Below are 26,273 nucleotides of genomic sequence, written 5' to 3'. Positions count from 1 at the left end.
ACAGCTCCGCCACACCCGACGTGCCGGGCCACGGAGTCGAGCTCGGGGCACCCCTGATTGCCTTCCTCAGCCAACCTACTTGGTCGGCTCCGCCCACACCCCGCGCTCGACCATCAGCTGGATCTGCCGCTCGATCACCTGCTCGCGGAACTCGGCATGGGTGAACGGTGCCCGCTCGGCGTAGAGGTTCCTCGGGTAGATCGGCTGCTGGTAGACCAGTTGGTAGAGCTCGGTGCGCAGGTCCTTGGCCCAGTTGTCCCACTGCGCATGGGTTCGGAAGTGCCGTAGCGCCCCGATGTCGATCGTCCCGGCGACATAGGACGACCCCGCCCCGTACAGATGCTGGCCGACGACCCGGCCCTTGTAGTCGATCACCATCGAGCGGCCGCCGAACGTGTCGATCGGATCCGGCGAGTCGGCGTGCAGGTAGTAGGTCGCCAGGTTGGGCGCCACCACGTAGAAGTTGTTGTCCAGCGCTCGGGCGCGGCTCTGGATCTCAAAGAACTCGTTGCCGGTGTGCGGGTGCGGATATGACGCGCGGTAGACGACCTCCGCGCCGTTGAGCGCCAGCCCGCGTGCGTTCTCGGGGTAGGAACCCTCGTTGGCCATCAGGACGGCGAGCCGTCCGATCTCGGTGTCGGCGACCGGGAAGAACGCGTCGAGGCTGAGGCCGTAGAGCTCCACCCAGCGGTCCCACACGTCGTGCGGGGTCACCGAATGCTCGACAGGGTACAAAGTGGACAGCTTGTGGTGCTTCAGGACGATCTCGCCCTGCGGGTCGAGCGCGAATCCGACGTTGAAGAACCGATCCGGGAACGCCTCGTGCCGCGCCTTGGCCTGGGCCATGATGAACGTCCCGTGGGCGCGGGCGAGATCGCCGAGGAACCTGGTCTCGGGGCCGGGGATGTCGATGGCGCATTCCCGGGCGTAGCTGACATGATCGAGATCGAGCACCTCGTCGTTGAAGGCCTGCAGCCCGCCCTCGGGGATCGCGACGAGCCGGACCGGCAGGTCAAGGCTCGACAGCCACGAGGCGGCGCGAAACAGCTCAGCGATGTGGTCAAGGTTGCGGCCGATGTCCGCGCGGGTGCGGATACCCCGCACCGTGGGGATCAGGCCGACTGCGACGTACGGCTCCGGCATGAGCGGAGTGTGGCATCGGTCATGACGAGCCGCGAGCCGCCGCTCGTTCGGGGATCAGACGAACGAATGGAGGTCACGGCACCGTGAACGAGCGGGTCATCGAGGTGGACGCGTTGCCGCCCATGAGATTCCAGGAGGCGGCCGACCTTGCGCGAACGGAGTATCTGCGGTTCGCCGAGCTGGTCGAGACGCTCGCGGACCCGGAGTGGGAGCGCCCGACCGAATGCGCGCCGTGGGACGTGCGGTTGCTCGTCGCGCACGTCCTCGGGTCCGTGGAGGCGAACGCCTCGCCGCCGGAGATGCTCCGCCAGATGCGGCACGGCCTGCGCGGGCTGACGGTGGACGTCGATCCGGTGAGCGCGGCGCAGGTCGCGCCTCGGCGGCACCTGGGTCCGGCGGAGCTGACCACCCGCCTGCGGGCCGCGATCCCCGCGGCCGTGCGCTGGCGGAGCCGATGGTCCCGGCTGGCGGGCGCGCTCCCGGTGCGGATCGGCGCCCCGCTGCACGAGACCTGGCGACTTCGCTACCTGATGGACGTGATCTACACCCGGGACGTGTGGATGCACCGCGTCGACGTGTGCCGGGCGACCGGCCGGGACGTCACGATGCGCGCCGGTCACGACGGACGGATCGTCGCCGGCGTCGTCGCGGAGTGGGCCCGCCGTCACGGCAAGCCCTTCACCCTGGTACTGGGCGGACCGGCCGGGGGCCGCTTCGTCCGGGGGAACGCCGGTCCACAGCTGGACCTCGACGCCGTCGAGTTCTGCCGGATCCTGTCCGGCCGGGGCACCGGCGAGGGCCTGCTGGCGACCCAGGTGCCGTTCTAGCCGTCAGCGTCCGAGCGTGTCGATGAGCGCGTCCAGCCCCTCGGCGAGCTCCTCAGCGCTGGGCCCGCGGCTGGGCACACCCAGGCGCTCCGTCACGTCGCGCGCGGACGCGAAGGACGTGCCGCATCAGCTCGCCCGCTGCCCACGCACGACCAGCCCGTCGAGCAGGGCGCGGGTCGCGGCCGCCACCGCGTCCACCGCGGTCTCGAACGCCTCCGCGTTATGCGCGGCGGGCACCCGGAACCCCGAGATCTTGCGAACGTACTGCAGCGCGGCGGCGCGCACGTCGTCGTCGGTCACCTCCGGGGTCATCGGTGGACGCAGTGTCTTGATGCTGCGGCACATGGCCTCTTGACCTCCCCCTTCGGGCACAAAATGATCGGGCACATGACGCTTCTGCCCGGGGTCCGATCCGCCACCGTCGACACGGACCGGCTGCGGATGCACTACATCGAAGCAGGCCCCACCGACGCTACGCCGATCGTGATGATCCACGGTAACCTCTCCACCGGCCGGTTCTACGAGCATCTGTTCCTCGACCTGCCCGACGGCTACCGGATCATCGCGCCGGACATGCGCGGTTTCGGCGACACCGAGCCGCTCCCGATCGACGCCACCCGTGGCCTGGCCGACTGGGCCGAGGACATCGGCGCGCTGCTGGCGGCCCTCGGCGTCGACCGGCCGCCGCATCTGGTCGGCTGGTCCACCGGCGGCGCCGCAATCGTGCGCTACGCCCACAACCGGCCGGTGGCCTCGCTGACCTTCATCGATCCCGTCGCGCCCTACGGATTCGGCGGCACCCACCGCGACGGCAAGCCGTGCTTCGCGGACTTCGCGGGCACCGGCGGTGGCACCGGCGCCCCCGAGCTGGTGTCCCGGCTGGTCGCGGGCGACACGTCGGCCGACAGCCCGTTCTCCATTCGGTCGGTCATGCGGGCGGCGTACTGGGCGCCGACGCATGTCGAACCGCGCGAGGACGTGCTCGTCGCCGAGGTGCTCAAGACCGTTGTCGGTGACGACGGCTACCCCGGTGACAGCACGCCGTCGCCGAACTGGCCAGGGTTCGCGCCGGGTACCCGGGGCATCCTCAATGCGCTGTCCCCCAAGTACTGCGACTGGTCGGACATCGTCGAGCTCGATCCGAAACCGCCCGTGTTGTGGACTCACGGTGAGGCCGACCTCGTCGTCTCCGACAACTCGGCGCTGGACATGGGCACGCTCGGAGCGACCGGCCAGGTCCCGGACTGGCCCGGTAACGACGCGTTCCCCCCGCAGCCCATGGTCAGCCAGATCCGCGACGTCCTGGGCCGCTATGCCGACGCCGGTGGCCGCGTGCGCACCGAGATGTTCGCCGGTTCGGGCCATGGTCCGCACTTCGACGCCCGCGACCGCTGGATCGCGGTCTTCACGGAGTTTCTCGACTCCCGGTAGCCCGCGAGCCGGAGACGACCCCGGACGACAAGGCCGCGCACCTCGGCTGCGATGCGACCCGGGACGGATGGGAGCCCGGGCGCCGTGGCGTCAGGCGGTGCGGTCCTGCGCCTCGACGCCGCCTTCCTCGGATCCTGCGACGTCTCCCGCCGTCCGGACCTCGCTCAGGCCGGTCTGGAACAGCTGATGCAGCAGCGCCAGAACGTCCCGGGCCGAACCGGAGGGATCCACCGAGTAGAGCCGGTAACGCCCATCCCGGCGTTCGGTGACCAGACCCGCCGAGCGCAGGATCCGCAGATGGCTGGACACGGCGGTCCGCCCCACCGAGGTGACCCGGGTTGCGAGGTCACCGGCCCTGACCTCGTCGTGCTCGGCGAGGATGCCCAGGATCCGGCGCCGCACGGGATCGGCGAGGGCATCGAACGCCAGATCGGCCCCCATGGGGATCTCCTCCTCGGCGACGCGTCAACGCTGCTCGACGTGTTGCCGCAAGCCTAGTCGATCCCGTCATTGCACCGAGATCGGCAAGGTGCGTGATCGACCGCACACTCTCGGTGACACCGACCGGGCGCCCACGCAGCCGGATCCCGCATCCGAGGCGGCGGCGCCGCAGGCCCGTCGAGCGCATCACCATCAAAAGGTCAGCACTCATTGACCTGTTATCTGGGTCTCAATAGGGTCAATCACGGCAGGATCCGACGCGAGGAGACCTTCGATGCCGGTGGAACTCCCTGATCCCGACGCCATCTCGGCCGCCGCCACCCGGTACGGGCTGACTCTCACCCAGAAGGACCGTGAATCGTTCCAGCCCTTCGTGCACGGTCTGCTCGGCTCCTGGGACGCGGTCGAACGGCTTTACGCCCAGATCGCCCCGACCGCGCCCGAACGGAAATGGACCCGGCCCGCCAATCTCGAGAACCCGTTCAACGCCTGGTACGTGACGACCGAGATCCGCGAGAGCGGCGACGGCCCGCTGGCCGGCCGCACGGTGGCGATCAAGGACAACACCGCGGTGGCCGGCGTGCCGATGATGAACGGCTCGAACACCCTGGAGGGGTTCATCCCGAGCCGGGACGCCACGGTCGTCGCCAGGCTGCTCGCCGCGGGGGCGACGATCGCGGGCAAAGCGGTCTGCGAGGACCTGTGCTTCTCCGGCGGCTCGCACACCTCGCGCACCGGCCCGGTGCGTAACCCCTGGGACGAGACCCGCTCCACGGGCGGTTCGTCCAGCGGCAGCGGCGCACTGGTCGCGGGCGGCGTGGTCGACCTGGCCACCGGCGGGGACCAGGGCGGTTCGGTGCGCATCCCGGCGGCCTACTGCGGCATCGTCGGCCACAAGCCCACCCACGGGCTGGTCCCCTACACCGGGGCGTTCCCGATCGAGCAGACTCTCGACCACCTCGGCCCGATGACCCGCACCGTCGCCGACGCCGCGCTGATGCTCGCCGTGATGGCCGGCCGCGACGGGTTCGATCCGCGTCAGCCCACCGACCTGGCCGTCGAGGACTACGTCGGTGCGCTGTCCCGGTCGGCGGAGGGCCTGCGCGTCGGCGTCGTCACCGAGGGCTTCGGGCACCCGAACGCCGAACCAGGGGTGGACGACCGGGTCCGCGAGGCCACCGAGACCCTGCGCCAGGCGGGCCTGACCGTCGAGGAGGTCTCGATCCCGTGGCACCTGCACGGCCCGCGGATCTGGGACGTCATCGCCACCGAGGGCGCCGCCGCGCAGATGGTGGAGGCCAACGGCTACGGGATGAACTGGCAAGGGCTCTACGACCCCGAACTCATCGAGCACTACGGCACGCGGTGGCGGGCCAACCCGGACGAGTTCTCGCAGACCGTCCAGTTCGTACTGCTCACCGGTGGCTACGCGATGAGCCGCTACCACGGCAAGCACTACGCCATGGCTCGCAACCTGGCCACGCATCTGCGCACGGCCTACGACGACGCGCTGGCACGCCACGACGTGCTGGTCATGCCGACGCTGCCGCTCACCGCGACGGTCATCCCGGACGCCGACGCGCCGCGAGAGGAGACCATCCCGCGCGCTCTGGAGATGCTCGCCAACACGGCCACCTTCGATGTCACCGGGCATCCGGCCACGTCGGTGCCCGCCGGGCTGGCCGACGGCAGACCGGTCGGAATGATGATCATCGGTAGGCATTTCGACGACGCGACCACGCTGCGGGTGGCGCACGCATTCGAGCAGGCGGTCGGGGGATTCCCGACGCCGAGCAGCGCGACAGGGGGGAGCCGGGCATGAACGGAGTGCACGACCTCGGCGGGACCGACGGGCTGGGCCCGGTCGTCATCCCGGAGCACGAGCCGGTGTGGCGCGCGGAGTGGGAGAAGGCGGCGTTCGCGCTGTTCCCCACCAACTTCCGCGCCGGCCTGTTCGGCGTGGACATGTTCCGGTACGGCATCGAGCAGATGCATCCGGCGGTGTACCTGCTCTCGCCGTACTACGAGCATTGGCTGCATTCGGCGGAGCACTACGCGGTCGCCTCGGGCGTGATCGACCCCGCCGAGCTCGACGCGAAGACCCAGCACTACCTCGAGAATCCCGACGAGCCGCTGCCCGAGAGGAAGGACCCCGAGCTGCTGGCCTTCGTCGACGCCGCCGTCAAGCACGGCGCGCCCGCCCGCCGCGAGTCCGACCGGCAGCCGAAGTTCACGGTCGGTGAGCGGGTGACGGTGGTCGAGGACAGCCCGCGGGGACATACCCGCAGGGCCCGCTACATCCGGGGAAAGACCGGCGTCGTCGAACTGGCGCACGGCACGTTCATCTATCCCGACAGCGCGGGCAACGGCGGCGAGGACGACCCGCAGCACGTCTACACCATCAAGTTCACCAACTCCGAGCTCTGGGGCTCGGAGACCGCCGAACCCAACGGAGTCGTCTACTTCGACGTCTGGGAGCCCTACATCGTCCCCGCCCGGGAGGAGGCCGCGGCATGACCACCCCGACCAGTCCGAAGATCCGCAGCCAGGAAGAGATCTCCGCCCGGGTCAAAGCGCTCGAGGCCCTGCTGATCGAGAAGGGGATCATGACCACCGAGGCGGTCGACCGCCTGGCCGAGATCTACGAGAACGAGGTCGGCCCACAGCTCGGCGCGGCGGTCGTCGCGAAGGCGTGGACCGACCCGGAGTTCAAGGCCCGGCTGCTCGCCAACGCCACCGAGGCCTGCGCGGAGCTGGGAATCGGCGGACTGCAGGGCGAGGACATGATCGTCGTGGAGAACACCGCCGACGTGCACAACGTCATCGTCTGCACGCTCTGCTCGTGCTACCCGTGGCCGGTGCTGGGGCTGCCGCCGAACTGGTACAAGGAGCCCGCCTACCGCTCCCGCATGGTGCGCGAGCCGCGCACGGTGCTGCGCGAGGCGTTCGGGCTCGAGCTGCCGGATTCGACGGAGATCCGGGTCTGGGACTCCTCGTCGGAGATGCGGTACTGGGTGCTGCCGGCCCGGCCGGCCGGTACCGAGAATCTCGACGAGAAGGCTCTCGCCGCGCTGGTCACCCGGGAGTCGATGATCGGCACCGGGGTCGTGAAGGCCCCCTGATGGGCTACCGGGCCGACGCCACGGAGCTCGGCGACGCCCGTCGCCGGGTGGAGACGCTGATCTCCGGCCTGCCCGGCGGCGAGCGCGGGTTCGAGCAGCCGTGGGAGCTGCGGGCGTTCGCGATGGCGGTCGCCGCCTACCACAATGGACAGTATGAGTGGTCGGAGTTCCAGCTGTCGCTGATCGACTCGATCCGCCGGTGGGAGGCCGAGGGCGGACCCGACCCCTGGCGGTACTACGAGCATTGGTTGGTCGCGCTCGAGACCGTGTTGGCCGGTAGCGGCGCCCTGTCCGAGGCCGATCTCGACGAGCGGACGAAGGCGGTGCTCGCCACCCCGCGCGACACGGGTCATCACAAGGCCCACCGTGAGCCGGTGGCGGTGGATCCCGGCCGACGCTGAGCTACCGCCGGGCCAGGGCGGGGACGTCGACGGGCGCGTCCCACTCGATGTGGTGGCGATGGATCCAGGCCAGCGAGGCCCCGTTGTCACCGGCCGCCCGGCGCAGCACGAGCGGCAGCAGCAAGTCACGGAACACCCGGCCGACGGGGCCCGCGGCCTTCGAACTGCTCGCCCGCGCACCCTGGGCGACCACCCGCTCGACCCGGCTGCGACGCAACGCCTCGTACCCGGCGAAGGCGGCCGGAACGTCGGCGATGTCGCGCAGGCACCGCGCCAGCACCACCGCGTCCTCGATCGCCATCGAGGCGCCCTGCCCGGATGCCGGCGACGTCGCGTGTGCGGCATCCCCGATGATGATCATCCGATCGCGGTGCCAGGTGCGCACGGCCGGAATGTCGTAGGTGGCCCAGCCACGCAGGTCCCCGGGGGTGGCCTCGATGATCTCCCGCGCGGGCGTCCGGTCGCCTGCCACGAGATCCACGAGCCACGACCGCCATTGCTCGGTGGTCATCGCGGCGAGCTCGCCAGGGGCCGGTTCGGCGCGCCGCGGCGGGTTCGCGAACCACCACACCTCGCCGTCGGGCGCGACCGCCCAGCCGAAGAACATCCGCTTACCGAAGATCATCTGGTACTCCCCGGGCGGCGCGCCCGGCCGCACCGAGCGTGTGTAGCCACCGATGTTGAGCACCGGGACGTAGCGGGCGGGCGCCGCACCGGGGTCGATGATCTCGCGGACCCGCGAGCGCAGTCCGTCGCAGCCGATGAGCAGGTCGGCCTCGGCGGTGGTGCCGTCGGCGAAGCGGGCCCGGACGCCGTCCGCGGCCGACTCAGCGTCGACCAACCGCTTGCCGTGGTGCACCGCGGCGCCGCGCCGGGCGGCTTCGTCGCAGAGTGCCCGGTAGAGGTCGGCGCGCCGCAGGGTATGGCTGACGGTGCCGTCGGCCAGCGGGGCCCCGGTGCTCACCTCGCCAAGTGGTTTCCCGGTGCCGCTGAGGAATCGCATCGACGGCGTCGGGAAACCGAGCCCGGTGACGGCCCGGTGGGCGTCGACGGCCCGCAGGGCGTCGATGCCGTTGGTCTGCAAGGTCAGGAACGCGCCGACGTCGTCGGCAGCTCCCGGGTGCGCCTCGTACAGCGCGGCCGCGATGCCCGCCTTGCGCAGCGCGATCGCTGCTACCGGACCTGCGACACCCGCGCCGATCACCAATGCCGTGGTCATTCACCCCTCCGGTATCCTCACTCGATGAACCAAGTATCTCGTTCATCCGAGTTTCTTAGAGGACCGAGATATATGTCAAGGGAGGATCGATGGGTGACGAGCTTCGCGACGACATCGGAGCCACCCTGGTCCGCTTCATCGCGAGCGTCGTGCTGCACAACCACGTTGTCGCCCAGCGGGTCGGCCTCGGCCCGAGCGACTCCCAGTTCATGACGCTGCTGAACACCCACGGACCGCTCACTCCCGGCCAGCTCGCCGAGCACACCAGCCTGTCCACCGGCACCGTCACAGGTGTGCTCGACCGGCTGGAGCGGGGCGGCTTCGTCCGTCGCGAGCGCGACCCGGCCGACCGCCGGAAGGTGCTTGTCGTCGCCGACGAGCAAACGCTGCGGGAACGGCTCGCCCCGCACTACGCCGAGTACGCCGCGCACCTCGACGAGCTGCTGCGGCGACGCAGCCCGGGCGAGTTGCGCGTGATCGCGGACTTCCTCGCCGAACTCACCGGAAGCGCGCCCCCCCAGCCCACGACCCCCGACGCTGTGGAGCCGTAACGCTCTCCGACCCGCCTCCGCAGCACGTTATGGCTCCATAACGTGCTGGAGCGCGGGTGTGCTGCGCGTTATGGCTCCATAACGCGCTGGGAGGGCGTGTGCCGCGCTGGCATGCTCGGTATCGATCGATCTCCGAGGCGCGAGGAGCGGGCGATGGATACCGAGGTGATCGTGGTCGGCGCGGGCCTCGCCGGGCTCGTCGCCACCGCGGAACTGGCCGACGCGGGGCGACGGGTGATCGTGCTCGACCAGGAACCCGCGGCCTCGCTCGGCGGGCAGGCGTACTGGTCGTTCGGCGGGCTCTTCCTCGTCGACACCCCGGAACAGCGCAGGTTGGGCATCCGCGACTCGCACGAGCTCGCGTGGCAGGACTGGCTCGGCAGCGCCGGGTTCGACCGGGGCAGCGACGATCCGGCCGGCGAGGACTACTGGGCCCGGCGCTGGGCGCAGGCCTACCTCGACTTCGCGGCCGGGGAGAAGCGATCCTGGCTGTACGCGCAGGGCATGCGCTGGTTCCCGGTGGTGGGTTGGGCCGAGCGCGGCGGCTACCTGGCCGACGGGCACGGCAACTCCGTCCCCCGCTTCCACGTCACGTGGGGCACGGGGCCCGCGGTACTCGAGCCGTTCGTGAGCCGGGTCCGCTCGCATGTGGCCACCGGGCGGGTCGAGCTGCGGTTCCGACATCGGGTCGACGAGCTGAGCGTCACCGACGGCGTCGTCGATGGCGCCCGCGGCACGATCCTGGAACCCTCCAGCGCGATCCGAGGCGTTGCGAGCTCACGGACCGCGGTCGGTGAGTTCGACCTGCGGGCGCAGGCGGTCATCGTCACCGCGGGCGGGATCGGCGCGAACGTCGACCTGGTGCGCGCCAACTGGCCCGAGTGGCTCGGTCCCGCGCCCCGAACCCTGATCTCCGGAGTGCCCGAGCACGTCGACGGGCGGATGCTCGGCATCACCGAGGCGGCGGGCGGGCGGGTGGTCAACCGGGACCGGATGTGGCACTACACCGAGGGTGTGCGGAACTGGAACCCGATCTGGGCCCGGCACGGGATCCGGATCCTGCCCGGCCCCTCCTCGCTGTGGTTCGACGCCCGCGGCCGCAGGCTTCCGGCGCCGAACTTCCCCGGCTTCGACACCCTCGGCACCCTGAAGACGATCCTGGAGACGGGCCACGACCACTCGTGGTTCGTGCTCACCCAGAAGATCATCGAGAAGGAGTTCGCCCTGTCGGGCTCGGAGCAGAATCCGGATCTGACCGGCAAGGACATCCGGCTCACGCTGAGCAGGGTGCGCCCTGGGGCACCCGCCCCGGTCGAGGCGTTCAAGCGCCACGGGGCCGACTTCGTCGTGGCGGCCACCCTCGCCGAGCTCGTCGCCGGGATGAACAGGCTGGTCGCCGATACCGGCGGTCCGCTGATCGACGTCGCCGACCTCGAGCGCCAGATCACCGCCCGCGACCGCGAGATCGACAACCCGTTCACCAAGGACCTGCAGATCACCGCGCTGCGCGGGGCGCGCCGCTACCCAGGCGACCGGCTGGTCCGGGTGGCGCGGCCGCACAAGTTCCTCGACCCGCGGAACGGACCGCTGATCGCCGTGCGGCTGGGCATTCTCACCCGCAAGACGTTGGGCGGGCTGCAGACCGACCTGTCCGGGCGGGTGCTCGGCGTCGGCGGCCAACCGATCTCCGGCCTGTACGCGGCGGGGGAGATCGCCGGGTTCGGCGGCGGTGGAATGCACGGTTACCGGTCCCTGGAAGGGACCTTCCTGGGCGGCTGCCTGTTCTCGGGACGTCAGACGGGTCAGGCGGTCGCGGTCGCGACGAGCTGATCAGCGGCCGCGGTCGCCGCCGCGGCGGCGGGCACGGGCCAGCAGTCCGGCGGCGGGTCCGCTGGCGCGGGTGCTCGCGCTCCACACCGCGCGCAGCGACCGACCCAGGTCGAGCCCCTCGGTGGGCACCTCGACCAGCGAACCTGCGGCCAGCTCGGCCGCCACCGCGACCTCGCTGATCAACGCCGGTCCGACCCCGGCGGCCACCGCGTTGCGGATCGCCGTGCTCGAACCCAGTTCGAGCAGCGGCGGCGCCATCGTCGCCCCGGCCGCGGCGACGGCGCGTTCGGCGGTCTCGCGGGTACCCGATCCGGCCTCCCGGCTGATCACCGGGGTGGACGCGAGTTCGGCCGGGCCGACCGGCCGGCGCCGCCGTGCCCACCGGTGCCCGGGCGCCACGACGAGGACGAGGCGGTCGCGGCCGATCAGTCTGCTGCGCAGCCCGGTGAGCTCGCGAGGCGACTCGACGAACCCGATGTCGATGACGCCCTGTCTGGCCAGCTCGCAGACCCGCGCCGAGTTGAGCACCTGCAACCCGACGTGGAGTTCCGGGGCGGACCGGCGCAGGTCACCGATCCACGCCGGGAGCAGATACTCGGCGATGGTCATGCTCGCGGCCACCCGCAGGTTCGCGGCTTGCTCCTGGCGCAGCGCCGAGACGCCGTCCAGCAGCGCGCCGACCTCGTCCAGGATCCGTTGGGCCCAGCCGCACACGAGCGTGCCGGCGGGCGTCAGCGTCGAGCCCCGCCGCGATCGCTCCAGCAGCTTCAGCCCCAGTCGCCGTTCGAGTGAGCTGAGCCGCTTGCTCGCCGAGGGCTGGCTGATCTCCAGCTCGGCTGCGGCCGCGGTCAGGCTGCCTCGCTCGCCGACCAGCACCAACAGCCGCAGCGACTCGATGTCCGGGAGCTGTGGCATGCCCGAAGGCTATGACGTGGTGCCGCATCGCGAGTTCCGGGACCAGCCGAAAAGCGTGACCGTCAGTGACATGACGCAATCCCCATCGGACGATCTATCGCTCCGTCGAGCCATCGCGGGCCTGCGCCGGCTGAGCCCTGGCCTGACCGCCACCATCGGTGGCGTCGCCGTGGCGGTCGCGATCAACCGCTGGCTGCCGATGGTCAGCACGCTCACGATCGCCGTCCTGCTCGGCGTGCTGGCCGGCGGCCTGCTGCCCACCACCACCCGCGACGGGCTGCGCTGGGCCACGCGCGTACTGCTGCGCCTGGGGGTGGTCCTGCTCGGACTGCAACTGGCAGCGCACGAGGTGTTCGGGCTGGGTGTCGGCATGGTGGCCGCCGTCGTGGCGACCGTCGTGCTGGCCTTTCTCGGCACCCTCACCCTCGGCCGGCTGCTGAGGGTCTCACCCGGTCTGCGATTGATGGTCGCGACCGGATTCTCGATCTGCGGGGCGTCCGCGATCGCCGCGATGGACAGTGTCACCCGCAGTGACGAGGAGGATGTGGCCACCGCCATCACCCTGGTGACGCTCTACGGCAGTCTCGCCATCGCCGCGGTTCCGCTGGTCGGCAGCCGACTCGGACTGCCCGCCGAGCAGCTGGGGGCCTGGGCCGGACTGAGTGTGCACGAGGTGGCACAGGTCGTGGCCGCCGCCTCACCGGCCGGTGCCGCCGCCGTCGGGATCGCCGTGGTCGTCAAGCTGACCCGGGTCGTGCTGCTCGCCCCGATCGTCGCGGGGGTCGGCATGAGGCAGCGGCGCCACCGCGGCGATACCGGCCAGTCCCCACCCGTGGTGCCGCTGTTCGTCGTCGGGTTCCTCGCGCTGATCGCGTTGCGCAGCACGGGAATCGTGCCCGCGCAGGTGCTGTCGGCGAGCCAGGTGGTGACGACCATGCTGTTCGCCGGGGCGTTGTTCGGGCTCGGGTCGGCGGTTCGGCTGCCCGCCCTGCTGCGGACCGGACGGCGCGGGCTGGTGCTCGGCTCGCTGTCCAGCCTGCTGATCGCGCTACTCGGCCTCGGCGCCCTCGCGCTGGTCGGTTGACCCTCACGCCGGGGTGGACGAGCCGACCGCTGGTGACGACGACGGCGACCGAGGAGACCTCAGGCAGAACCGCGGCGAGCACCGTCCCGCACTCCGGCCGCACCGCCTGCCCGATCCGGCGGCGCTCAGTTCTGGGCCGCCGCGCACATCGTCCGGTGGGCCTCGACCAGGTGTCGTGGCAGCAGTCCCGGGTCGAACCGGCGGGCCTCGATCCAGGTCCGCACCGCGGCGAGATCGTCCTGGCAGCTCAGCGGCCCGATCCGCACCGCGCGGCCGGTCGGGCGGCGCCGGGCGTCGCAGGGCTGGACGAGCACCAGCGGACCCGGCGCCCGGAGCCGACACGCGAGGCGGCCGAGGGTGCACCCCGAGGTCACGAGCATCCCGTGCCGGCTCGCCCGCACCATCGCCCGCAGCGCGTCGACGAGTTGTCCGTGCCACTGCGAGCGGCAGCTCGCGGACGCGCAGACCACGAGGGTGTAACCCTCGGCCGCGGTCACCAGCTCGACTTCCGGACGCCGGGCAGATAGCCGCCGTGCACGAGCTCGCGCAACCGGACGCGGGACACCCCGAACGCACGCAGGTAGCCGCGCGGCCTGCCGTCCACCACGTCGCGGTTGCGCAGCCGGGTGGCGCTGGCGTCGCGCGGCTGACGGCGCAGCTCGCGCGCAGCCGCATCGCGCTCGTCCTGCGGGGTGGCCGGGCTGGCGATGAGCCGCTTGAGCTCGGCGCGACGCTGGGCGTAACGGGCCACGACGAGCCTGCGCTGCTCGTTTCGGGCGATCTTGCTCCGCTTGGCCATCAGATCCGCTCCCCTCGGGCGCGCAGCCGGGCGACCACGACCTCGATGCCCAGCTTGTCGACGGTCTTGATCCCCTTCGCGGACAGCTGCAGCCGGACGTACCGGTTCTCGGTGGGCAGCCAGTAACGCCGGGTCTGGATGTTGGGATCCCACCGGCGGGTGGTCCGGCGATGGGAGTGGGACACCCGCTTGCCGAACCCGGGTTGCCGGCCGGTGAGCCGGCAGCGTCGTGACATCACCGCTCCTCGCGGAAGTCGACGTGCCTGCGCAGCACCCTGTCGTACTTGCGCAGGACCAGCCGATCCGGATCGTTGCGCCGGTTCTTCCGCGTCACGTACGTGACGCCCGTGCCGGCCGTCGATCGCAGCTTCACGATCGGCCGCAGCTCCGAGCGAGCCACGCTCATCCCCTTTCGCTAACGGAAATCGTTATCATCTAGTCTCACGGTAGCAGCTTTTCGAGGGAGGACGGGAGATGGCAGGCAACGACCGGACCGACCTGCTCGTCGTGGCCGGCGGCGTCACAGCCGCGGCCGCCGGGGGGATCGAGGACGTGATCGGCCAGATCCGCAGGCAGTGCCCCGCGGTCGCCGTCGCCCACCACGATCTGCGCGACGTCGGCCAGGGGGTGGTCCGGCGCAGGCTGCGGGTCGGGGCCTTCGACGAGACGACCGTTCTGGAGCTCGCGCACGGCTGCGTGTCCTGCACCCTTCGCGAGGACGTGCTGCCGCTGCTGCGCAGCCTGGCCCGCCGCCCCGACGTGGGCACGATCGTGCTGCACCTCGACGCCGCGCTGGAACCCGAACAGGTGTGCTGGGCCGTCACGCACGTGCTGGTCGATGGGGCTGCGGTCACCGACTCGGTGAACCTGCGCGGGGTGATCTCCGTGCTCGACGCCGGCAGCTGGCTCGAGGACGCCACCGGCGAGGACGAGGTGTCCGAGCGCAGGCTGGCCCCGCTGCCCGACGACGACCGCACGATGGCCCAGCTCGTCGTCGGTCAGGCCGAGTTCGCCGACCTGATCGTCTACGCGGGCTCCGCCGAACCGTGGCAGCTGGCCCGCACCGACGCCGTGCTCGCCCGGCTCACCCCGCTCGCGCCGCGGTTGCGGCTCGCCGAGCTGGATCACCGGGTGCTGCTCACCGACCTCCCGCCGGACGCCCGTCGCGGCCGCTGCGACGATCCGCACGTCGCGCTGCTGCGCGGACAGCCGCCGCTGCACACCGAGGTCGGGGTGCAGCTCATGACGTTCACCGCCCGCAGGCCCTTCCACCCCGACCGGCTGCATCGAGCCCTGGACGCGCTGCTGGACGGCGTGGTGCGCACCCGTGGCCGGATCTGGCTCGCCACCCGCCCCAGCGCGGTGCTGTGGCTGGAGTCGGCGGGCGGCGGGCTACAGCTCGGGTACGCCGGGGACTGGCTCGCCGGCGCCGACGCCGCGGACTGGCGCCAGGCCGATCCCGAACGCTCCGCCTTCGCCGCGCTGCGCTGGGACGAGCGGTGGGGCGACCGCGGCCAGGACCTCGCGATCCTCGTGCACGACGCCGAACCCGGCCAGATCGACCGCGCGCTGCGCACGGCGCTGCTCACCGACCGCGAGATCGCGGCGGGCGAGGCCCACTGGGCGAGCTACCCCGACCCCTTCGGCTGGTGGCACACCGACCCGTGCGGGGAAATCACCCCTCAGGCCACAGTGGACGGACACAAGGAGGACACCGCATGAAACCCGGCATTCACCCCGACTACCACCCGGTGGTCTACCAGGACCGCTCGACCGGCGACAGCTTCCTCACCCGGTCCACCGAGACGTCGGCCCGGACCATCGAATGGAGCGACGGCAACACCTATCCGCTGATCGTCGTGGAGATCAGCTCCGCGTCCCATCCGTTCTGGACCGGCAGCCGCCGGGTGCTCGACAACGCGGGCCAGGTCGAGAAGTTCCGCCGCCGATACGGCTCCCGGTCGCCGCGGTAGCCGGTGCCGTCCGGGACGCGCCGGGTAGGGCACGATGCGGGACATGCCCGCCCCCATCGAGGAGGAGCCGCTGGTCCGGCTCGAGCGCTGGACCGGCCCTTGGCCCGACGACGATCCGGACGCCAACTTCAAGGCCGAGGTCGCCGACTACTCGCGGCTCGACCCGATGGCGACCATCCGCGGGCTGAGCCGCACCACCGCGATCCCCGAGGGCGCGCTCGTACGCTACGTGCTGGCGCGGTTCGCCACGACCGGCTCCGGCGGCCTGCTGGAGCTGGGCCCGGCGACGATCCACCGACTGTGGGAACCGATCGCCGCCGCCGAGCAGGCGGGTACCGACGAGGCCCGGCTGGAGGCCTACCGGCGGCTGTCGGCGATGGTGAGCTGGTTGCGGGTACCGCTTCAGGAGCCGTCACTGTATCCCGGGGCGGACGCGGCCGAGACACGGTCAGACCGCTGAGGCATCGCGCGTCGGCCGGGCCAGGGCCAGTCCGGCCCGGACTGCGCTGGCGGCATCCAGGGTCGCGTCGCGGGCCGCGGCGCTCACGGCGGTGAAGCTGGCGTAGCCGTGGGTCAGCCCGGCGAACCGCCGCGCGACCACCGGGACGTCCGCGGCGCGCAGGCGTTCGACGAGCTCCTCGCCCTCGTCGCGGAGCGGGTCGAAGCCGGCCGTCGCGAGGTAGACCGGGGGCATCCCGGACAGGTCCTTCGCGCGCAGGATCGCCCCGCGCACGTCGTCGGGCGGTATGCCGTTGGGCAGATAGAGCCGCTCCAGCTGGGCGAGGTACTCGGCGGTCAGTCCGAAGCCCGTCCCGAACAGCTCCCGCGAGCCGCCGGCCCGCTCCGCGTCGGTGACCGGATAGAGCGCGAGGACGAACGCCGGGCCCTCGGTCGCCGATTCCTGGTGGGCGACGACCAGTGCGAGGTTGCCCCCGGCGCTGTCACCACCGACGGCCAACATCCCCCGATTCGTGCCGAACGACGCGGCCCGCGACCGGACGTGGCGGAACGCCGCGATCGCATCCTCGAGGCCGGCCGGGTAGGGATGCTCGGGCGCCAGCCGGTAGTCCACCGACAACACCCGTAGCCCGGACTGCGCGGCGATGAGCCGGCACAGCGGATCGGTCGAGGCCAGGCTGCCGAGCACGAAGCCGCCGCCGTGGTAGTAGACGAGCAGCCCGGACGGCTCGGACGCCGCGGGTGGGACGTAGAGCCGGGCGGCGATCGGCCGGTCCGGCCCGGGCAGCTCGAGGTCGCGGGTGAGGATGTCGTCGAGCCCGCCGTCGTTCGCGAACTCGGCCGCGAGATCGGCCTGCCTGCGCTGCTCGGCGAGGGTCGCCTCACCGAGCGGACCGTCGTTGGCGCTGACCAGCACCCGGCCGGCACGGCTGAGCAGCTGCAGGTCCAGATCGAGGACCTGCCCGTCGACCCGCACCGGCGGCCCCGCCAGCCGCCGCTTCACCGGCCTCGGCAATCCGAAAAGGACCCGGCATCCCATTCGCAACGCCCGCACCCGGGCCTCCGAACCGACCATGCTCGCACCGTACGCCTCTCTCGCCCGTCGATCACCCCGAGAACGTGTAGCGCAACACCGCGAGCATCGCGTCGTCGTCGGCCGGGTCGGTCCGCTCGCAGGCGCGCAGCGCGGCGTGCAGCGGATCGTGGTCCACACCCGAACCGATCAGTTCCAGTGTGGTGCGACGCGGCTCACCGCGCGGCCACGGCGAGCGGTCGAACCGCAGGTACCGGCCGACGGCGTGCAGCCCGAACCGTTGCCGATGCCCACTCGTTCCGAAGTGGACGAACCCCTTGACCCGGTAGGTGCCCGTCGGCCGCCGGTCCAGGAAGTCGACGAAGCGCCGCGGGTCCAGCGGTCGGTCGCTGACGAACGAGCAGACGTCGTAGGCGGCGTGCAGGTGACCGTCGTGATCGTCGCAGGCCTGCGCGACCTGGCCGAGCATCAGCTGCCGCCCGGCGACCACCCGGATGTCGAACAGCAGCCGCGGGTCGAGGGCCCCGTGGCTCGCCGGGACGATCGGGGCCCGATCGTTGGCGTCCCGGCACAGCCGCCGCACCCGCCACAGCCGGGCCGGGTCGACCCGGTCGGCCTTGTTGAGCACGACCAGGTCGGCGAGCCCGACGTGGCGGTCGATCTCCGGGTGCCGGCGCCGGGTGGCCTCGAACTCCGCGGCGTCGACGACCTCGACCAGCCCGCCGTAGGTGATGTGGGGGTTCCCGCAGGTCAGGACGAGCTGCACGAGCACGCCCGGTTCGGCGATTCCGCTGGCCTCGATGACGATCACGTCGATATCCGTGCCGGGATGGGCGAGCCGGTCGAGCAGCGGGCCGACGCCCCCTTCGCCGACGGTGCAGCACAGGCAGCCGTTGCCCAGCGAGACCACGCCGTCGGCCTGCCCACCGATCAGCATCGCGTCCACACCGATGCTGCCGAAGTCGTTGACGATCACGCCGATGCGCAGGTCGAGGCTGGTGGCGAGCAGGTGGTTGAGCACCGTCGTCTTACCCGCACCGAGGAACCCGGCGAGGACGAGCACGGGGATACGCCTGCTGCGCATCGGCCATCCCTATCACGTGGCCTGTGACGGCGGCAGGATGGTCCGCATGGCTACCGTCACCGCTACCGCCGAGCGCACCATCGGCGCTCCCGCCGACCGCGTGCGGGCCGCCGTGGCCGACTACCGGACCACCCGGCCGAAGATCCTCACCGAGCACTACCGTGACTACACCGTGCGCAGCGGTGGCCTCGGTGCCGGGACCAACGCGGCGTGGAAGTTCGCCGCCACCCGCAGCCGGGTGCGCGACGTGCACGTCGAGGTCACCCAGCCCACGCCGGGGGAGCTCATCGAACGCGACACGAACTCCAGCATGGTGACGACCTGGACCGTGAACCCCGTCGGGACCGACTCCAGCATGGTCACCATCACGACGAGCTGGCAGGGCGCGAGTGGGATCGGCGGCTTCTTCGAGAAGACCTTCGCGCCGAAGGGCCTCAAACGGATCTACGACACGGTGCTGGCGAACCTCGACCACACCGTGCGGGGCTGACCGGCAGTGCGGCCGGGCGTCGTCGCGGTCGCCGGCGAGGCGCTGGTCGACATCGTGCCCGCCCCGGTCGGCGGGTATTACGAGCTGGCCCCCGGTGGCAGCCCGGCCAACGTCGCCGTGGGGCTGGCCAGGCTCGGGGTCCCGACCCGGATGCTCGCCCGGCTGGCCGCCGACCCCCTCGGGGAGCGGCTGCGTGCGCACCTCGCGGCCAACGGCGTGGACCTCGCTCACGCCGTCGCGGCGCGCGAGCCGACGTCCCTCGCGCTGGTCTCGGTGGACGCCGAGGGCGTCGCGAGCTACGACTTCCGCGTCGACGGCACCGCCGACTGGCAGTGGTCGGCCGCCGAGCTGGAGGGTGTTCTCGCCCCCGGGTCCACGGGTCCGGTCGTCGCGGTGCATTCCGGTTCGCTGGCGTTGACGACTCCCCCCGGAGCCGCGGTGCTGCGCGCGCTGCTGGTGCGGGCCGCGGCCGAGGCGACGATCAGCTACGACCCCAACTGCCGGCCGCTGCTGATGGGAGATCCCGCGCGGGTCCGGGCCGCCGCGGCCGAGCTGCTGGCCACCGCCGACGTCGTCAAGATCAGCGCGGAGGACCTGACGTGGCTGCTACCCGGCCGCGCCCCCGCGGACGTGCTCGACGACTGGCTGGGCCGTGGTCCGGCCCTGGTCGCGGTCACCCTCGGTCCCGACGGCGTCCTCGCGGGCACCGCGTCCGGGCTGCGCACCCGGCGACCGGGCCGCCGGGTCGCCGTGGTCGACACCGTCGGTGCCGGGGACAGCTTCTCCGCCGCGCTGCTGGCCGGGCTGCACCGGCGGGGCCTGCTGGGGGCCGCCCACCGGGCCGCCTTGCGCGCGATCGACGCCGCGAGCCTGAACGACGTGCTCGACGACGCCGTCGCGGCCGCGGCGATCACCTGCTCGCGGCGCGGGGCGGACCCGCCCACGGCCGGTGAGCTGGCCGGCCGGTGGCAGGCGGCGCCGACGGGGTCGTGAGCGGCAGCGAACGGCCCCAGATCGATTCGTCCGCCGCCGCTCACGAGGTCTGGTCGAGCCTGCGCGGAGCGCGCTCGGGGTAGTCGGCCGGCTGGCCGGTGGCCGGGTCGCCGGGGGCCAGCGACAACTGTGCGGGCTCGCTCTCGGGCAACGCCCACTGCTTGGCCCAGTCGAGATGCATCGCGGCCTGCCCGGCCGCGGGTGGGAAGTAGTCCAGCTGCATGGTCATGTTCATCGGCCGGGGCGGGAAGTGGTCGGCGTCGGTGTTCGTGTACCACGGCTCGCCGTTCACGTAGGCCGTCATCCGCTCCGGCGTCCACTCCAGTGCGTACGCCGACCATTGCGTGGAGTCGTGCCGCACCGAGCCGTAGTCCTGCTGGTTGTCCGCCCCGTAGTGCAGGAAGAAGCTGGTCTCCTGGCGGTCATCGGACATGATCTCCATCCAGTCGATCTCGCCTCCGACCGGGAAGTCCTCCGCCACCGGCCACAGCAGCAACAGGGCGTTGTACCCGCCGTGGGCGGGGTCGGCGCGCACGCACGCCTCCCAGCGGCCGAAGCGCTGACCCGGATGCCAGCTCATCGCCCCGGTCGTTCCGTCGATGGCGCCCCGGATCGTCGCGGCGCCGCCGCTCACCGTGATGGCGTCCGGGGTGCGGGTGCCCTTCTTGTTGTGCCCCGGCTCGGGGCCGTAGGCGTGCCAGTCCGGGGGCAGCGCGCCGTCCTGCTCGAAATGCGATACCCGGGTCGGTTCGCCCCAGCCGTAGCGGTCGGCAGCGGTGGTGGTGCACTGCGACGACGCACCGGCGGGTTCGGGCTGCTCCGGTCCCGGCCCCGCGCAGGCCAACAGGCCGAATCCGCTGAGCACCGCGGCCAATGCCCGTCGAGTGTCCCACCTTCGCACGTCTGCCCCTCCTGCCTCACGCGTCCCATCAGCCTCCACATCTCACCGCGGTTCGTGAGCAGAATGCAGCCAAACCACCCGCAAGGGTGGACCCTCGGATCAACATCCCTTACTTTCCGTTATCACTTTCGTACGATCAGTCGCAGCGAGCGATCGTCGGCATCGGCGACACTGCCCCCGTGACGAGACCGCGGCTGGCCATCGAGCTCGACCTGGCGGCGCATCCCGAGGGCGGCTGGTACCGGCGGACCTGGACGTCGCCCACGGTGATCGAAACCCCATCCGGGCCGCGACCCAGCGCGACCATGATCCTCTACCTGCTCGACGGCGAGTCCCGATGGCACCGGGTTCGGTCCACGGAGCTGTGGTGCTGGCATGCCGGCTCGCCGATCGCGCTGTCCGTGGCCGGGGACGGCCGTATACCCATCGAGACCGGGTCGGTGATCCTCGGGCCCCCCGGCCCCGGCGCGCTCCCTCAGCGCGCGGTCCCGCCGAGACACTGGCAGTCGGCCCGGCTCCTGGGTGCCGAGCCCGCGCTGGTCAGCTGCGTGGTCTCCCCCGGGTTCGACTTCGCGGACTTCGAGCTCCTGCCCGGGGAGCGGTTGGTACCCGGCGAACCGGATACGTAGGGTGGCCCCATGAGCGTCTCGCCGCAGCCGCCGGAGTCACTCGATCCACAGCGGCGGACCGCGCAGCAGCAGCTCGAACGGGCCGTGGGCGAGGGCAGGCTGACCCTCGACGAGTTCACCGACCGCAGCGTGCTCATCTGGCGGGCCACGACGTCCACCGAGATCGACAAGACCGTCGCCGACCTGCCCGCCGCCGTCGTCGGGCAGACCACCCCGGCGCGGTCCTGGCTGGTCAGCGTGATCGGGGACATCCGTCGACGCGGCCGCTGGTCGCTGCGCCGCCGCACGTCGGCGGTGCTGCTCATCGGCGATGTCGAGCTCGACCTGCGCAGCGCCGTCATCACCGAGGAGGGTCCGATCGAGATCGACGTCTACAGCCTGATCGGCGACGTCGAGGTGATCGCGCCGGAGGGCGTCGAGGTGGAGCTGGGCGGATTCACCCTGCTCGGCGACCGCAGGATCGACCTGGCGCCGGTCCCGCGGGTGCCGGGAACACCGACCGTGCGGATACGGGTGTTCTCCCTGCTCGGCGACGCCAAACTCCGCAGCAGCCGCTAACCCCTCCCCCGCGAGTCGGGGTATTTCCGTGCGCGAGTCGGGGTATTTCCGCGACCGAGTCGCGGCGGGATCATCCCCTCCGGGCGAGCAGCCGCTCGGCTGGCCACGTATTGATCACGCGCTCCACCGGCACCGCACAGGCGGCCGCGCGCGCGACCCCGTGGTCGAGCCAGTCGAGCTGGCCGGGCGCATGCGCGTCCGTGTCGATGGCGAACTCGCACCCGGCTTCCACCGCGAGCCGCAGCAACCGCTTCGGCGGATCGAGCCGCTCCGGCCGCGAGTTCACCTCGACGGCGACGCCGCGCTCGGCGCACGCGGCGAACACGGCGCCGGCGTCGAACTCCGACTCCGGGCGCTTGCGCTTCCCGGTGACCATCCGGCCGGTGCAGTGGCCGAGCACGTCGACGTGCGGGTTCGCGATCGCCCTCAGCATGCGTTCGGTCATCTGCGCGCGTGGCATCCGTAGCTGCGAGTGCACGCTGGCGACGACGACGTCGAGCTCAGCGAGCAATGCCTCCTCCTGGTCGAGGGCGCCGTCGGGGAGGATGTCGACCTCGATCCCGGTGAGCACCCGGAAACCGTCGAGCTCGGCGTTGAGCTCGCCGATCTGCTCGATCTGGGCCCGCAGCCGGTCGGCCGACAGCCCGTTGGCGACCGTCAGCTGGGGTGAGTGATCGGTGATCACCAGGTACTCGTGGCCCAGCTCGCGGGCGGTCTCGACCATCTCGCGCAGCGGCGAACCGCCGTCGGAGGCATCGGTGTGGCTGTGGCAGTCCCCGCGCAGCGCCGCCCGCAGGCCGGCGGCCACCTCATCCAGCGGCGTCCCCTGCGTCGCCTCGAGCCGCCGCAGGTAGACCGGGGCCTCGCCGGCCAGCGACTCCGCCACACAGCGCGCCGTCACCTCCCCCACGCCGCGCATCCGTCGCAGCTCGTTCGACTCGACGAGCCGGACGAGCTCGGCGATCGTTCGGCGGCGCAGGGCCGCGGCCGCACCCCGGAAGGCGCGGACCCGGTAGGTCGACTCGTGCGCGCGCTCCAGCAGGAAGGCGATACGCCGCAGGTCCGCCACGGGATCGCGAGGCTCGCTCACGACCGCGATCGTGCCATCACGGCCATCGACGAGCACGGCCCTTCGTCGCGGAAATACCCCGACTCGCGCACGGAAATACCCCGACTCGCGCACGGAAATACCCCGACTCGCGCACGGAAATACCCCGACTCGCGGGATGGGCTACAGCCGGCGCTTCTGCACCTTTCCCATGTCGTTGCGCGGCAACGCCTCGACGAACCGGACCTCCCGCGGGCGCTTGTGTGGAGCAAGCAGCGCCGCGACGTGGTCGATCAGCTCCTGCGCGGCCGGCGGCGAACCGGCCGGGACAACGACCGCGACGACGCGCTCGCCGAGATCGTCGTCGGGGACCCCGATCACCGCGACCTCGGCGACACCCGGGTGCTCCAGCAACGCGTTCTCGATCTCCCCCGCCCCGATCTTGTAGCCGCCGGACTTGATCAGGTCGGTGGCCATCCGGCCGACCAGGGCGAGCGCCCCCGACGGGGTCCAGCGTCCGATGTCGCCGGTCGCGAACCAGCCGTCGGACGTGTGCGCGGCGACGGTGGCGTCGGGCAGGTTGAGATATCCGGAGAACAGGCCGGGGCCGCGCACCTCGACCGCGCCCAGCCCGTCGTCGCTCACCGGGGAACCCGAGTCGGCGGCCAGGGGTGCGAGCCGGACCTCGGTCCCGGCGAGCGGGCGCCCCACGGTGCCGGGCTCGACCTCGTCGTCGGCTCGGGCCGCGGTGAGGATGAGCGTCTCGGTCAGCCCGTAGCGCTCCCGCACGGCGAGCCCGGTGGCCTCCTTGATCCGCGCGTGGTCGACGACGGTCAGTGCCGCCGAGCCGGACACCAGCAGGCGGGCGCGCCCGATCGCCGCGGCGGCGTCGGTGTTCGCCGCGAGCTCTCCGGCGAGCCGGTGGTACTGCGTGGGGACGCCGAACACCATCGTCGCGCCGCCCTCGACCGCGGTGGCGAGCCCGGCGGCATCGAACCCACCGAGGTGCTGCAGCGACCCCCCGCGGCGCAGCGGGCCGAGCACACCGAGCACCAGTCCGTGCACGTGGAACAGCGGCAGCGCGTGGGCGAGCCGGTCACGGTCGGTCCAGGCCCAGGCGTCGGCGAGCGCGTCGAGATTGGCCGCGACCGCGGCGCGGGTATGCACCGCACCCTTCGGCGGCCCGGTGGTGCCGGAGGTGTAGATGACGAACGCGGACGTGTCGGGCGCCGGCTCGGTTCGCGGAAATCCCCCGACTCGGTCGCGGAAATCCCCCGACTCGCGGGGCAGGGCGGCCAGCGCGGCGGGAAGGTCGACGTCGGGGCCGGCCAGGACCGCGTCGGGGGCGGCGTCGGCGACGACGTGCCCCAGTTCGCGCTCCCCGATCCGCGGGTTGATCGGCACGACCGCCACACCGGCCATGAGCGCGCCGACGACCCCGACGGCGCTCGACAGCGTCGGCGTCGCCCAGACCGCGACGCGGGTGCGGCCGACGAGCCTTCCCGCCAGCCCGGCCGCGGCGTCGGCCAGCTGCGCGTAGGTCAGCTCACCGTCGGGGAAGCTCAGCGCGAGGCGATCGGACGGGTCGAGCAGGGCTGGGAAAAGCGGCTGGCTCACCCCACTACCTTGCCCGGGTTGAGGATGTCGTGCGGATCCAGGGCCGCCTTGACCGCCCGCTGCATGGCCAGCGCCCCCGGGCCCAGCTCCTTGCGCATCCCGGCACGTTTGAGCAGCCCCACGCCGTGTTCGCCGGTGACCGTGCCGCCCAGCGCGATCGCCGCGTCGACGATCTCGTCGAAGGCCACCTGGGCTCGCGCCTTCGCGGCCTCGTCCCGATGCGGAACGATGATCAACGGGTGCAGGTTGCCGTCGCCCGCGTGCGCGACGTTGGCGATGAAGGTGTCGTTGCGGGCCGCGATCTCCTCGACCCGCTCGAGCATCTCGGCCAGCCGCCCGCGTGGCAGGCACACATCCTCGGTGAGCAGGGCGTCGCCGCGCTGCTCGAACGCCGGGTAGGCGAGCCGTCGCGCCTCGAACAGCGCCTCGGCCTCGACCGGGTCGGTCGACATCATCGCCTCGCTCGCCCCCGCTCCGACGAACGCGGCGTGGATCGCCTCGGCCTCCGCGCCGGCCGCGGGCTCGGGAAGGTCGGTCTGGGCCAGCAGCAGCGCGGCCGCGTCCTCGGGCAGCCCGGCGCGTCGCCAGTCGTTCACCGCGCGCAGACAGTGCCGGTCGATCAGCTCGAACGCGGCCGGTTGCAGGCCCTGCGCGGTGACCGCGGCGACGGCGGCGCCGCATTCGGCGAGCGTGTCGAAGAACCCGACGACGGTCCGCGGTGCCGTGGTGCGCAGCGGCCGCAGCCGCACGGTGACCTCGGTGATCACCCCGAGGGTGCCCTCCGAGCCGACCATCAGTCCGACCAGGTCGTAGCCCGCGACGCCCTTGGCGGTGCGCCGACCCAGCCGCACGACCTCCCCGGACGCCGTGACGACCTCGAGCGCGAGCACGTAGTCGCGGGTGACGCCGTACTTCACGCAGCACAGGCCGCCCGCGTTGGTGGCGACGTTGCCGCCGATCGTCGACCAGGGAGCGCTCGCCGGGTCCGGCGGATACCACAACCCGCGCTCGGCACAGGCCGCGCGCAGATCGTCGTTGACCACACCGGGCTGCACGACCGCAAGGCGCTCGGCCTCGTCGATCTCGACGATCTCGCGCATCCGCTCGGTGCACAGCAGCACGCAGCCGTCGACCGCGTTGGCGCCGCCGGAAAGTCCGGTGCCCGCCCCGCGGGTGACGACGGGGATCCGGTGCCGCGCGCATGCGGCGACGGCCGCGGCGACCTCGGCGGTGCTGCGCGGGCGGACCACCGCGACCGGCTGGCCGTGGTCGGCCCATTCCGCCTCGTCGTGCGCGTAGGGGGCGACGGTATCGGGATCGGTCAGGAGTTGATCGGCCGGCAGGGCGGCACGCAGTTCGGCGAGCACCGCCGCGGCGGCGGGGTCGGGCGGACCCGCCTCAGTGTGGGTGGCCTGCGGATGCTGGTCCCCGAACGGGCGGGTGGACGGCGCTGGCACGCCGTCCACCTAACCACGACGTCCCGGTCCCGGCGCAGCAACGCTCACTGCGCCGACACGCGCCTGCCTGCGAACGCTACGACGATGCTGCCCCCGACCCCGACGACCGGCCGAACACGCTTACCGACATCTCGGTCGTCCGCAGCTCGCCAGCCCAGGCGATACCGGCTCCGACGGCCACCGAGGAGGTGATCCGGCCAGCCTTGTCGAACACGACGCGGATCCGGCCGGAGAATCCCAGGTGAAACCCCGCTGTGAGTGCGTAACA

General features: G+C 72.0%; 31 protein-coding genes. 16 read left to right on the top strand and 15 right to left on the bottom strand.

The annotated features are described in order from the left end of the window. Positions 1-75: 75 nt before the first annotated feature. A complete protein-coding gene (locus ACFQE5_RS13310; RefSeq protein ID WP_379585208.1) occupies positions 76-1,143 on the bottom strand; it encodes a nitrilase-related carbon-nitrogen hydrolase in 1,068 nt (355 codons plus the stop codon). 83 nt (positions 1,144-1,226) lie between these two features. Here ACFQE5_RS13310 and ACFQE5_RS13305 point away from each other — a divergent pair, with 83 nt between their 5' ends. Then, positions 1,227-1,970, top strand: coding sequence for a maleylpyruvate isomerase family mycothiol-dependent enzyme (locus ACFQE5_RS13305; RefSeq protein ID WP_379585207.1), 744 nt, complete (start codon positions 1,227-1,229; stop codon positions 1,968-1,970). Between the two features lie 126 nt (positions 1,971-2,096). On the opposite strand, the gene ACFQE5_RS13300 is transcribed toward ACFQE5_RS13305, so the two are convergent. After that, positions 2,097-2,315, bottom strand: a complete 219-nt coding sequence (locus tag ACFQE5_RS13300; protein ID WP_379585206.1) for a DUF2277 domain-containing protein — start codon at positions 2,313-2,315, stop codon at positions 2,097-2,099. A 42-nt stretch (positions 2,316-2,357) separates the two neighbouring features. Between ACFQE5_RS13300 and ACFQE5_RS13295 the strand changes: the two genes are divergently transcribed. After that, positions 2,358-3,401, top strand: a complete 1,044-nt coding sequence (locus ACFQE5_RS13295; protein WP_379585205.1) for an alpha/beta fold hydrolase — start codon at positions 2,358-2,360, stop codon at positions 3,399-3,401. Between the two features lie 90 nt (positions 3,402-3,491). Here the strand turns inward: ACFQE5_RS13295 and ACFQE5_RS13290 are convergent, their stop codons facing one another. Next, a complete protein-coding gene (locus tag ACFQE5_RS13290) occupies positions 3,492-3,842 on the bottom strand; it encodes an ArsR/SmtB family transcription factor (RefSeq protein ID WP_379585204.1) in 351 nt (116 codons plus the stop codon). Positions 3,843-4,116: 274 nt separating this feature from the next. On the opposite strand from ACFQE5_RS13290, the gene ACFQE5_RS13285 reads away from it, so the two are divergent. The 4 genes from ACFQE5_RS13285 to ACFQE5_RS13270 are packed head-to-tail and all read left to right on the top strand — an operon-like array spanning position 4,117 to position 7,365. Continuing rightward, positions 4,117-5,664 (top strand): amidase, encoded by a 1,548-nt coding sequence (locus ACFQE5_RS13285; protein WP_379585203.1) that lies wholly within the window; start codon positions 4,117-4,119, stop codon positions 5,662-5,664. Beyond that, complete coding sequence (gene nthB / locus ACFQE5_RS13280; RefSeq protein ID WP_379585202.1) at positions 5,661-6,359, top strand: nitrile hydratase subunit beta; 699 nt, start codon at positions 5,661-5,663, stop codon at positions 6,357-6,359. The genes ACFQE5_RS13285 and nthB overlap by 4 nt, the downstream gene beginning before the upstream one ends. Next, on the top strand, positions 6,356-6,964 hold the full coding sequence (gene nthA, locus ACFQE5_RS13275; RefSeq protein ID WP_379585201.1) for a nitrile hydratase subunit alpha: 609 nt from the start codon (positions 6,356-6,358) through the stop codon (positions 6,962-6,964). Before nthB ends, nthA begins: the two co-directional genes overlap by 4 nt. After that, entirely contained in the window at positions 6,964-7,365 is a 402-nt protein-coding gene (locus tag ACFQE5_RS13270) for a nitrile hydratase accessory protein (RefSeq protein WP_379585200.1), read from the top strand. Before nthA ends, ACFQE5_RS13270 begins: the two co-directional genes overlap by 1 nt. A gap of 1 nt (position 7,366) precedes the next feature. Here ACFQE5_RS13270 and ACFQE5_RS13265 read toward each other — a convergent pair whose 3' ends face one another. Continuing rightward, positions 7,367-8,584: an FAD-dependent oxidoreductase gene (locus tag ACFQE5_RS13265; RefSeq protein WP_379585199.1), complete on the bottom strand. Its 1,218-nt coding sequence runs from the start codon at positions 8,582-8,584 to the stop codon at positions 7,367-7,369. An 89-nt stretch (positions 8,585-8,673) separates the two neighbouring features. On the opposite strand from ACFQE5_RS13265, the gene ACFQE5_RS13260 reads away from it, so the two are divergent. Both ACFQE5_RS13260 and ACFQE5_RS13255 read left to right on the top strand, forming a co-directional pair. Beyond that, a complete protein-coding gene (locus tag ACFQE5_RS13260) occupies positions 8,674-9,135 on the top strand; it encodes a MarR family winged helix-turn-helix transcriptional regulator (RefSeq protein WP_379585198.1) in 462 nt (153 codons plus the stop codon). 153 nt (positions 9,136-9,288) lie between these two features. Then, positions 9,289-10,965, top strand: coding sequence for an FAD-binding dehydrogenase (locus tag ACFQE5_RS13255; protein WP_379585197.1), 1,677 nt, complete (start codon positions 9,289-9,291; stop codon positions 10,963-10,965). On the opposite strand, the gene ACFQE5_RS13250 is transcribed toward ACFQE5_RS13255, so the two are convergent. Further along, positions 10,966-11,880 (bottom strand): LysR family transcriptional regulator, encoded by a 915-nt coding sequence (locus tag ACFQE5_RS13250; protein ID WP_379585196.1) that lies wholly within the window; start codon positions 11,878-11,880, stop codon positions 10,966-10,968. Positions 11,881-11,950: 70 nt separating this feature from the next. Between ACFQE5_RS13250 and ACFQE5_RS13245 the strand changes: the two genes are divergently transcribed. After that, a complete protein-coding gene (locus ACFQE5_RS13245) occupies positions 11,951-12,964 on the top strand; it encodes a YeiH family protein (RefSeq protein WP_379585195.1) in 1,014 nt (337 codons plus the stop codon). 125 nt (positions 12,965-13,089) lie between these two features. On the opposite strand, the gene ACFQE5_RS13240 is transcribed toward ACFQE5_RS13245, so the two are convergent. Genes ACFQE5_RS13240 through rpmG form a run of 4 tightly spaced genes read right to left on the bottom strand, consistent with a single transcriptional unit; the run spans position 13,090 to position 14,163 of the window. Further along, positions 13,090-13,461, bottom strand: a complete 372-nt coding sequence (locus tag ACFQE5_RS13240) for a hypothetical protein (protein ID WP_379585194.1) — start codon at positions 13,459-13,461, stop codon at positions 13,090-13,092. Beyond that, positions 13,458-13,763, bottom strand: a complete 306-nt coding sequence (rpsN, locus tag ACFQE5_RS13235) for a 30S ribosomal protein S14 (RefSeq protein ID WP_379585193.1) — start codon at positions 13,761-13,763, stop codon at positions 13,458-13,460. Before rpsN ends, ACFQE5_RS13240 begins: the two co-directional genes overlap by 4 nt. Next, on the bottom strand, positions 13,763-13,999 hold the full coding sequence (rpmB, locus tag ACFQE5_RS13230) for a 50S ribosomal protein L28 (protein ID WP_379585192.1): 237 nt from the start codon (positions 13,997-13,999) through the stop codon (positions 13,763-13,765). The genes rpsN and rpmB overlap by 1 nt, the downstream gene beginning before the upstream one ends. Next, positions 13,999-14,163, bottom strand: coding sequence for a 50S ribosomal protein L33 (gene rpmG, locus ACFQE5_RS13225; RefSeq protein WP_379585228.1), 165 nt, complete (start codon positions 14,161-14,163; stop codon positions 13,999-14,001). Before rpmG ends, rpmB begins: the two co-directional genes overlap by 1 nt. Positions 14,164-14,237: 74 nt before the next feature. On the opposite strand from rpmG, the gene mrf reads away from it, so the two are divergent. From mrf to ACFQE5_RS13210, 3 genes are read left to right on the top strand one after another with little or no spacing between them, the layout of a single operon-like run. Further along, entirely contained in the window at positions 14,238-15,485 is a 1,248-nt protein-coding gene (mrf, locus tag ACFQE5_RS13220; RefSeq protein WP_379585191.1) for a ribosome hibernation factor-recruiting GTPase MRF, read from the top strand. Then, positions 15,482-15,736, top strand: coding sequence for a type B 50S ribosomal protein L31 (locus ACFQE5_RS13215; RefSeq protein ID WP_379585190.1), 255 nt, complete (start codon positions 15,482-15,484; stop codon positions 15,734-15,736). Before mrf ends, ACFQE5_RS13215 begins: the two co-directional genes overlap by 4 nt. A 43-nt stretch (positions 15,737-15,779) precedes the next feature. After that, entirely contained in the window at positions 15,780-16,196 is a 417-nt protein-coding gene (locus ACFQE5_RS13210) for a DUF6027 family protein (protein ID WP_379585189.1), read from the top strand. Here the strand turns inward: ACFQE5_RS13210 and ACFQE5_RS13205 are convergent. Both ACFQE5_RS13205 and ACFQE5_RS13200 read right to left on the bottom strand, forming a co-directional pair. Continuing rightward, positions 16,185-17,270: an alpha/beta hydrolase gene (locus tag ACFQE5_RS13205; protein ID WP_379585188.1), complete on the bottom strand. Its 1,086-nt coding sequence runs from the start codon at positions 17,268-17,270 to the stop codon at positions 16,185-16,187. The two genes, ACFQE5_RS13210 and ACFQE5_RS13205, sit on opposite strands and share 12 nt — an antisense overlap. Before the next feature lie 31 nt (positions 17,271-17,301). Next, a complete protein-coding gene (locus tag ACFQE5_RS13200) occupies positions 17,302-18,312 on the bottom strand; it encodes a CobW family GTP-binding protein (protein ID WP_379585187.1) in 1,011 nt (336 codons plus the stop codon). Positions 18,313-18,358: 46 nt separating this feature from the next. Here ACFQE5_RS13200 and ACFQE5_RS13195 point away from each other — a divergent pair, with 46 nt between their 5' ends. Together ACFQE5_RS13195 and ACFQE5_RS13190 are read left to right on the top strand one after the other, a co-directional pair. After that, entirely contained in the window at positions 18,359-18,802 is a 444-nt protein-coding gene (locus ACFQE5_RS13195; RefSeq protein ID WP_379585186.1) for an SRPBCC family protein, read from the top strand. 6 nt (positions 18,803-18,808) lie between these two features. Further along, positions 18,809-19,795: a carbohydrate kinase family protein gene (locus tag ACFQE5_RS13190; RefSeq protein WP_379585185.1), complete on the top strand. Its 987-nt coding sequence runs from the start codon at positions 18,809-18,811 to the stop codon at positions 19,793-19,795. A 40-nt stretch (positions 19,796-19,835) separates the two neighbouring features. Here the strand turns inward: ACFQE5_RS13190 and ACFQE5_RS13185 are convergent, their stop codons facing one another. Continuing rightward, positions 19,836-20,696: a glycoside hydrolase family 16 protein gene (locus tag ACFQE5_RS13185; protein ID WP_379585184.1), complete on the bottom strand. Its 861-nt coding sequence runs from the start codon at positions 20,694-20,696 to the stop codon at positions 19,836-19,838. Between the two features lie 179 nt (positions 20,697-20,875). Here ACFQE5_RS13185 and ACFQE5_RS13180 point away from each other — a divergent pair, with 179 nt between their 5' ends. Further along, positions 20,876-21,325 carry a cupin domain-containing protein gene (locus tag ACFQE5_RS13180; protein ID WP_379585183.1) on the top strand — a complete coding sequence of 150 codons (450 nt, stop codon included), beginning with the start codon at positions 20,876-20,878 and terminating at the stop codon, positions 21,323-21,325. 9 nt (positions 21,326-21,334) lie between these two features. After that, positions 21,335-21,883 carry a DUF1707 SHOCT-like domain-containing protein gene (locus tag ACFQE5_RS13175; RefSeq protein WP_379585182.1) on the top strand — a complete coding sequence of 183 codons (549 nt, stop codon included), beginning with the start codon at positions 21,335-21,337 and terminating at the stop codon, positions 21,881-21,883. Positions 21,884-21,953: 70 nt separating this feature from the next. Here ACFQE5_RS13175 and ACFQE5_RS13170 read toward each other — a convergent pair whose 3' ends face one another. From ACFQE5_RS13170 to ACFQE5_RS13160, 3 genes are all read right to left on the bottom strand, one after another. Continuing rightward, positions 21,954-22,973 carry a PHP domain-containing protein gene (locus tag ACFQE5_RS13170; RefSeq protein ID WP_379585181.1) on the bottom strand — a complete coding sequence of 340 codons (1,020 nt, stop codon included), beginning with the start codon at positions 22,971-22,973 and terminating at the stop codon, positions 21,954-21,956. Between the two features lie 141 nt (positions 22,974-23,114). After that, positions 23,115-24,548 carry an AMP-binding protein gene (locus tag ACFQE5_RS13165; protein ID WP_379585180.1) on the bottom strand — a complete coding sequence of 478 codons (1,434 nt, stop codon included), beginning with the start codon at positions 24,546-24,548 and terminating at the stop codon, positions 23,115-23,117. Next, positions 24,545-25,915, bottom strand: a complete 1,371-nt coding sequence (locus tag ACFQE5_RS13160; RefSeq protein ID WP_379585227.1) for an FAD-binding oxidoreductase — start codon at positions 25,913-25,915, stop codon at positions 24,545-24,547. The genes ACFQE5_RS13165 and ACFQE5_RS13160 overlap by 4 nt, the downstream gene beginning before the upstream one ends. Positions 25,916-26,273 lie beyond the last annotated feature (358 nt).

This window comes from Pseudonocardia hispaniensis (assembly GCF_042658695.1).
GTDB lineage: Bacteria > Actinomycetota > Actinomycetes > Mycobacteriales > Pseudonocardiaceae > Pseudonocardia > Pseudonocardia hispaniensis.
The sequence above is the reverse complement of the archived record's forward strand: the minus strand, read 5'-3'. Positions and strand labels throughout refer to the sequence as shown.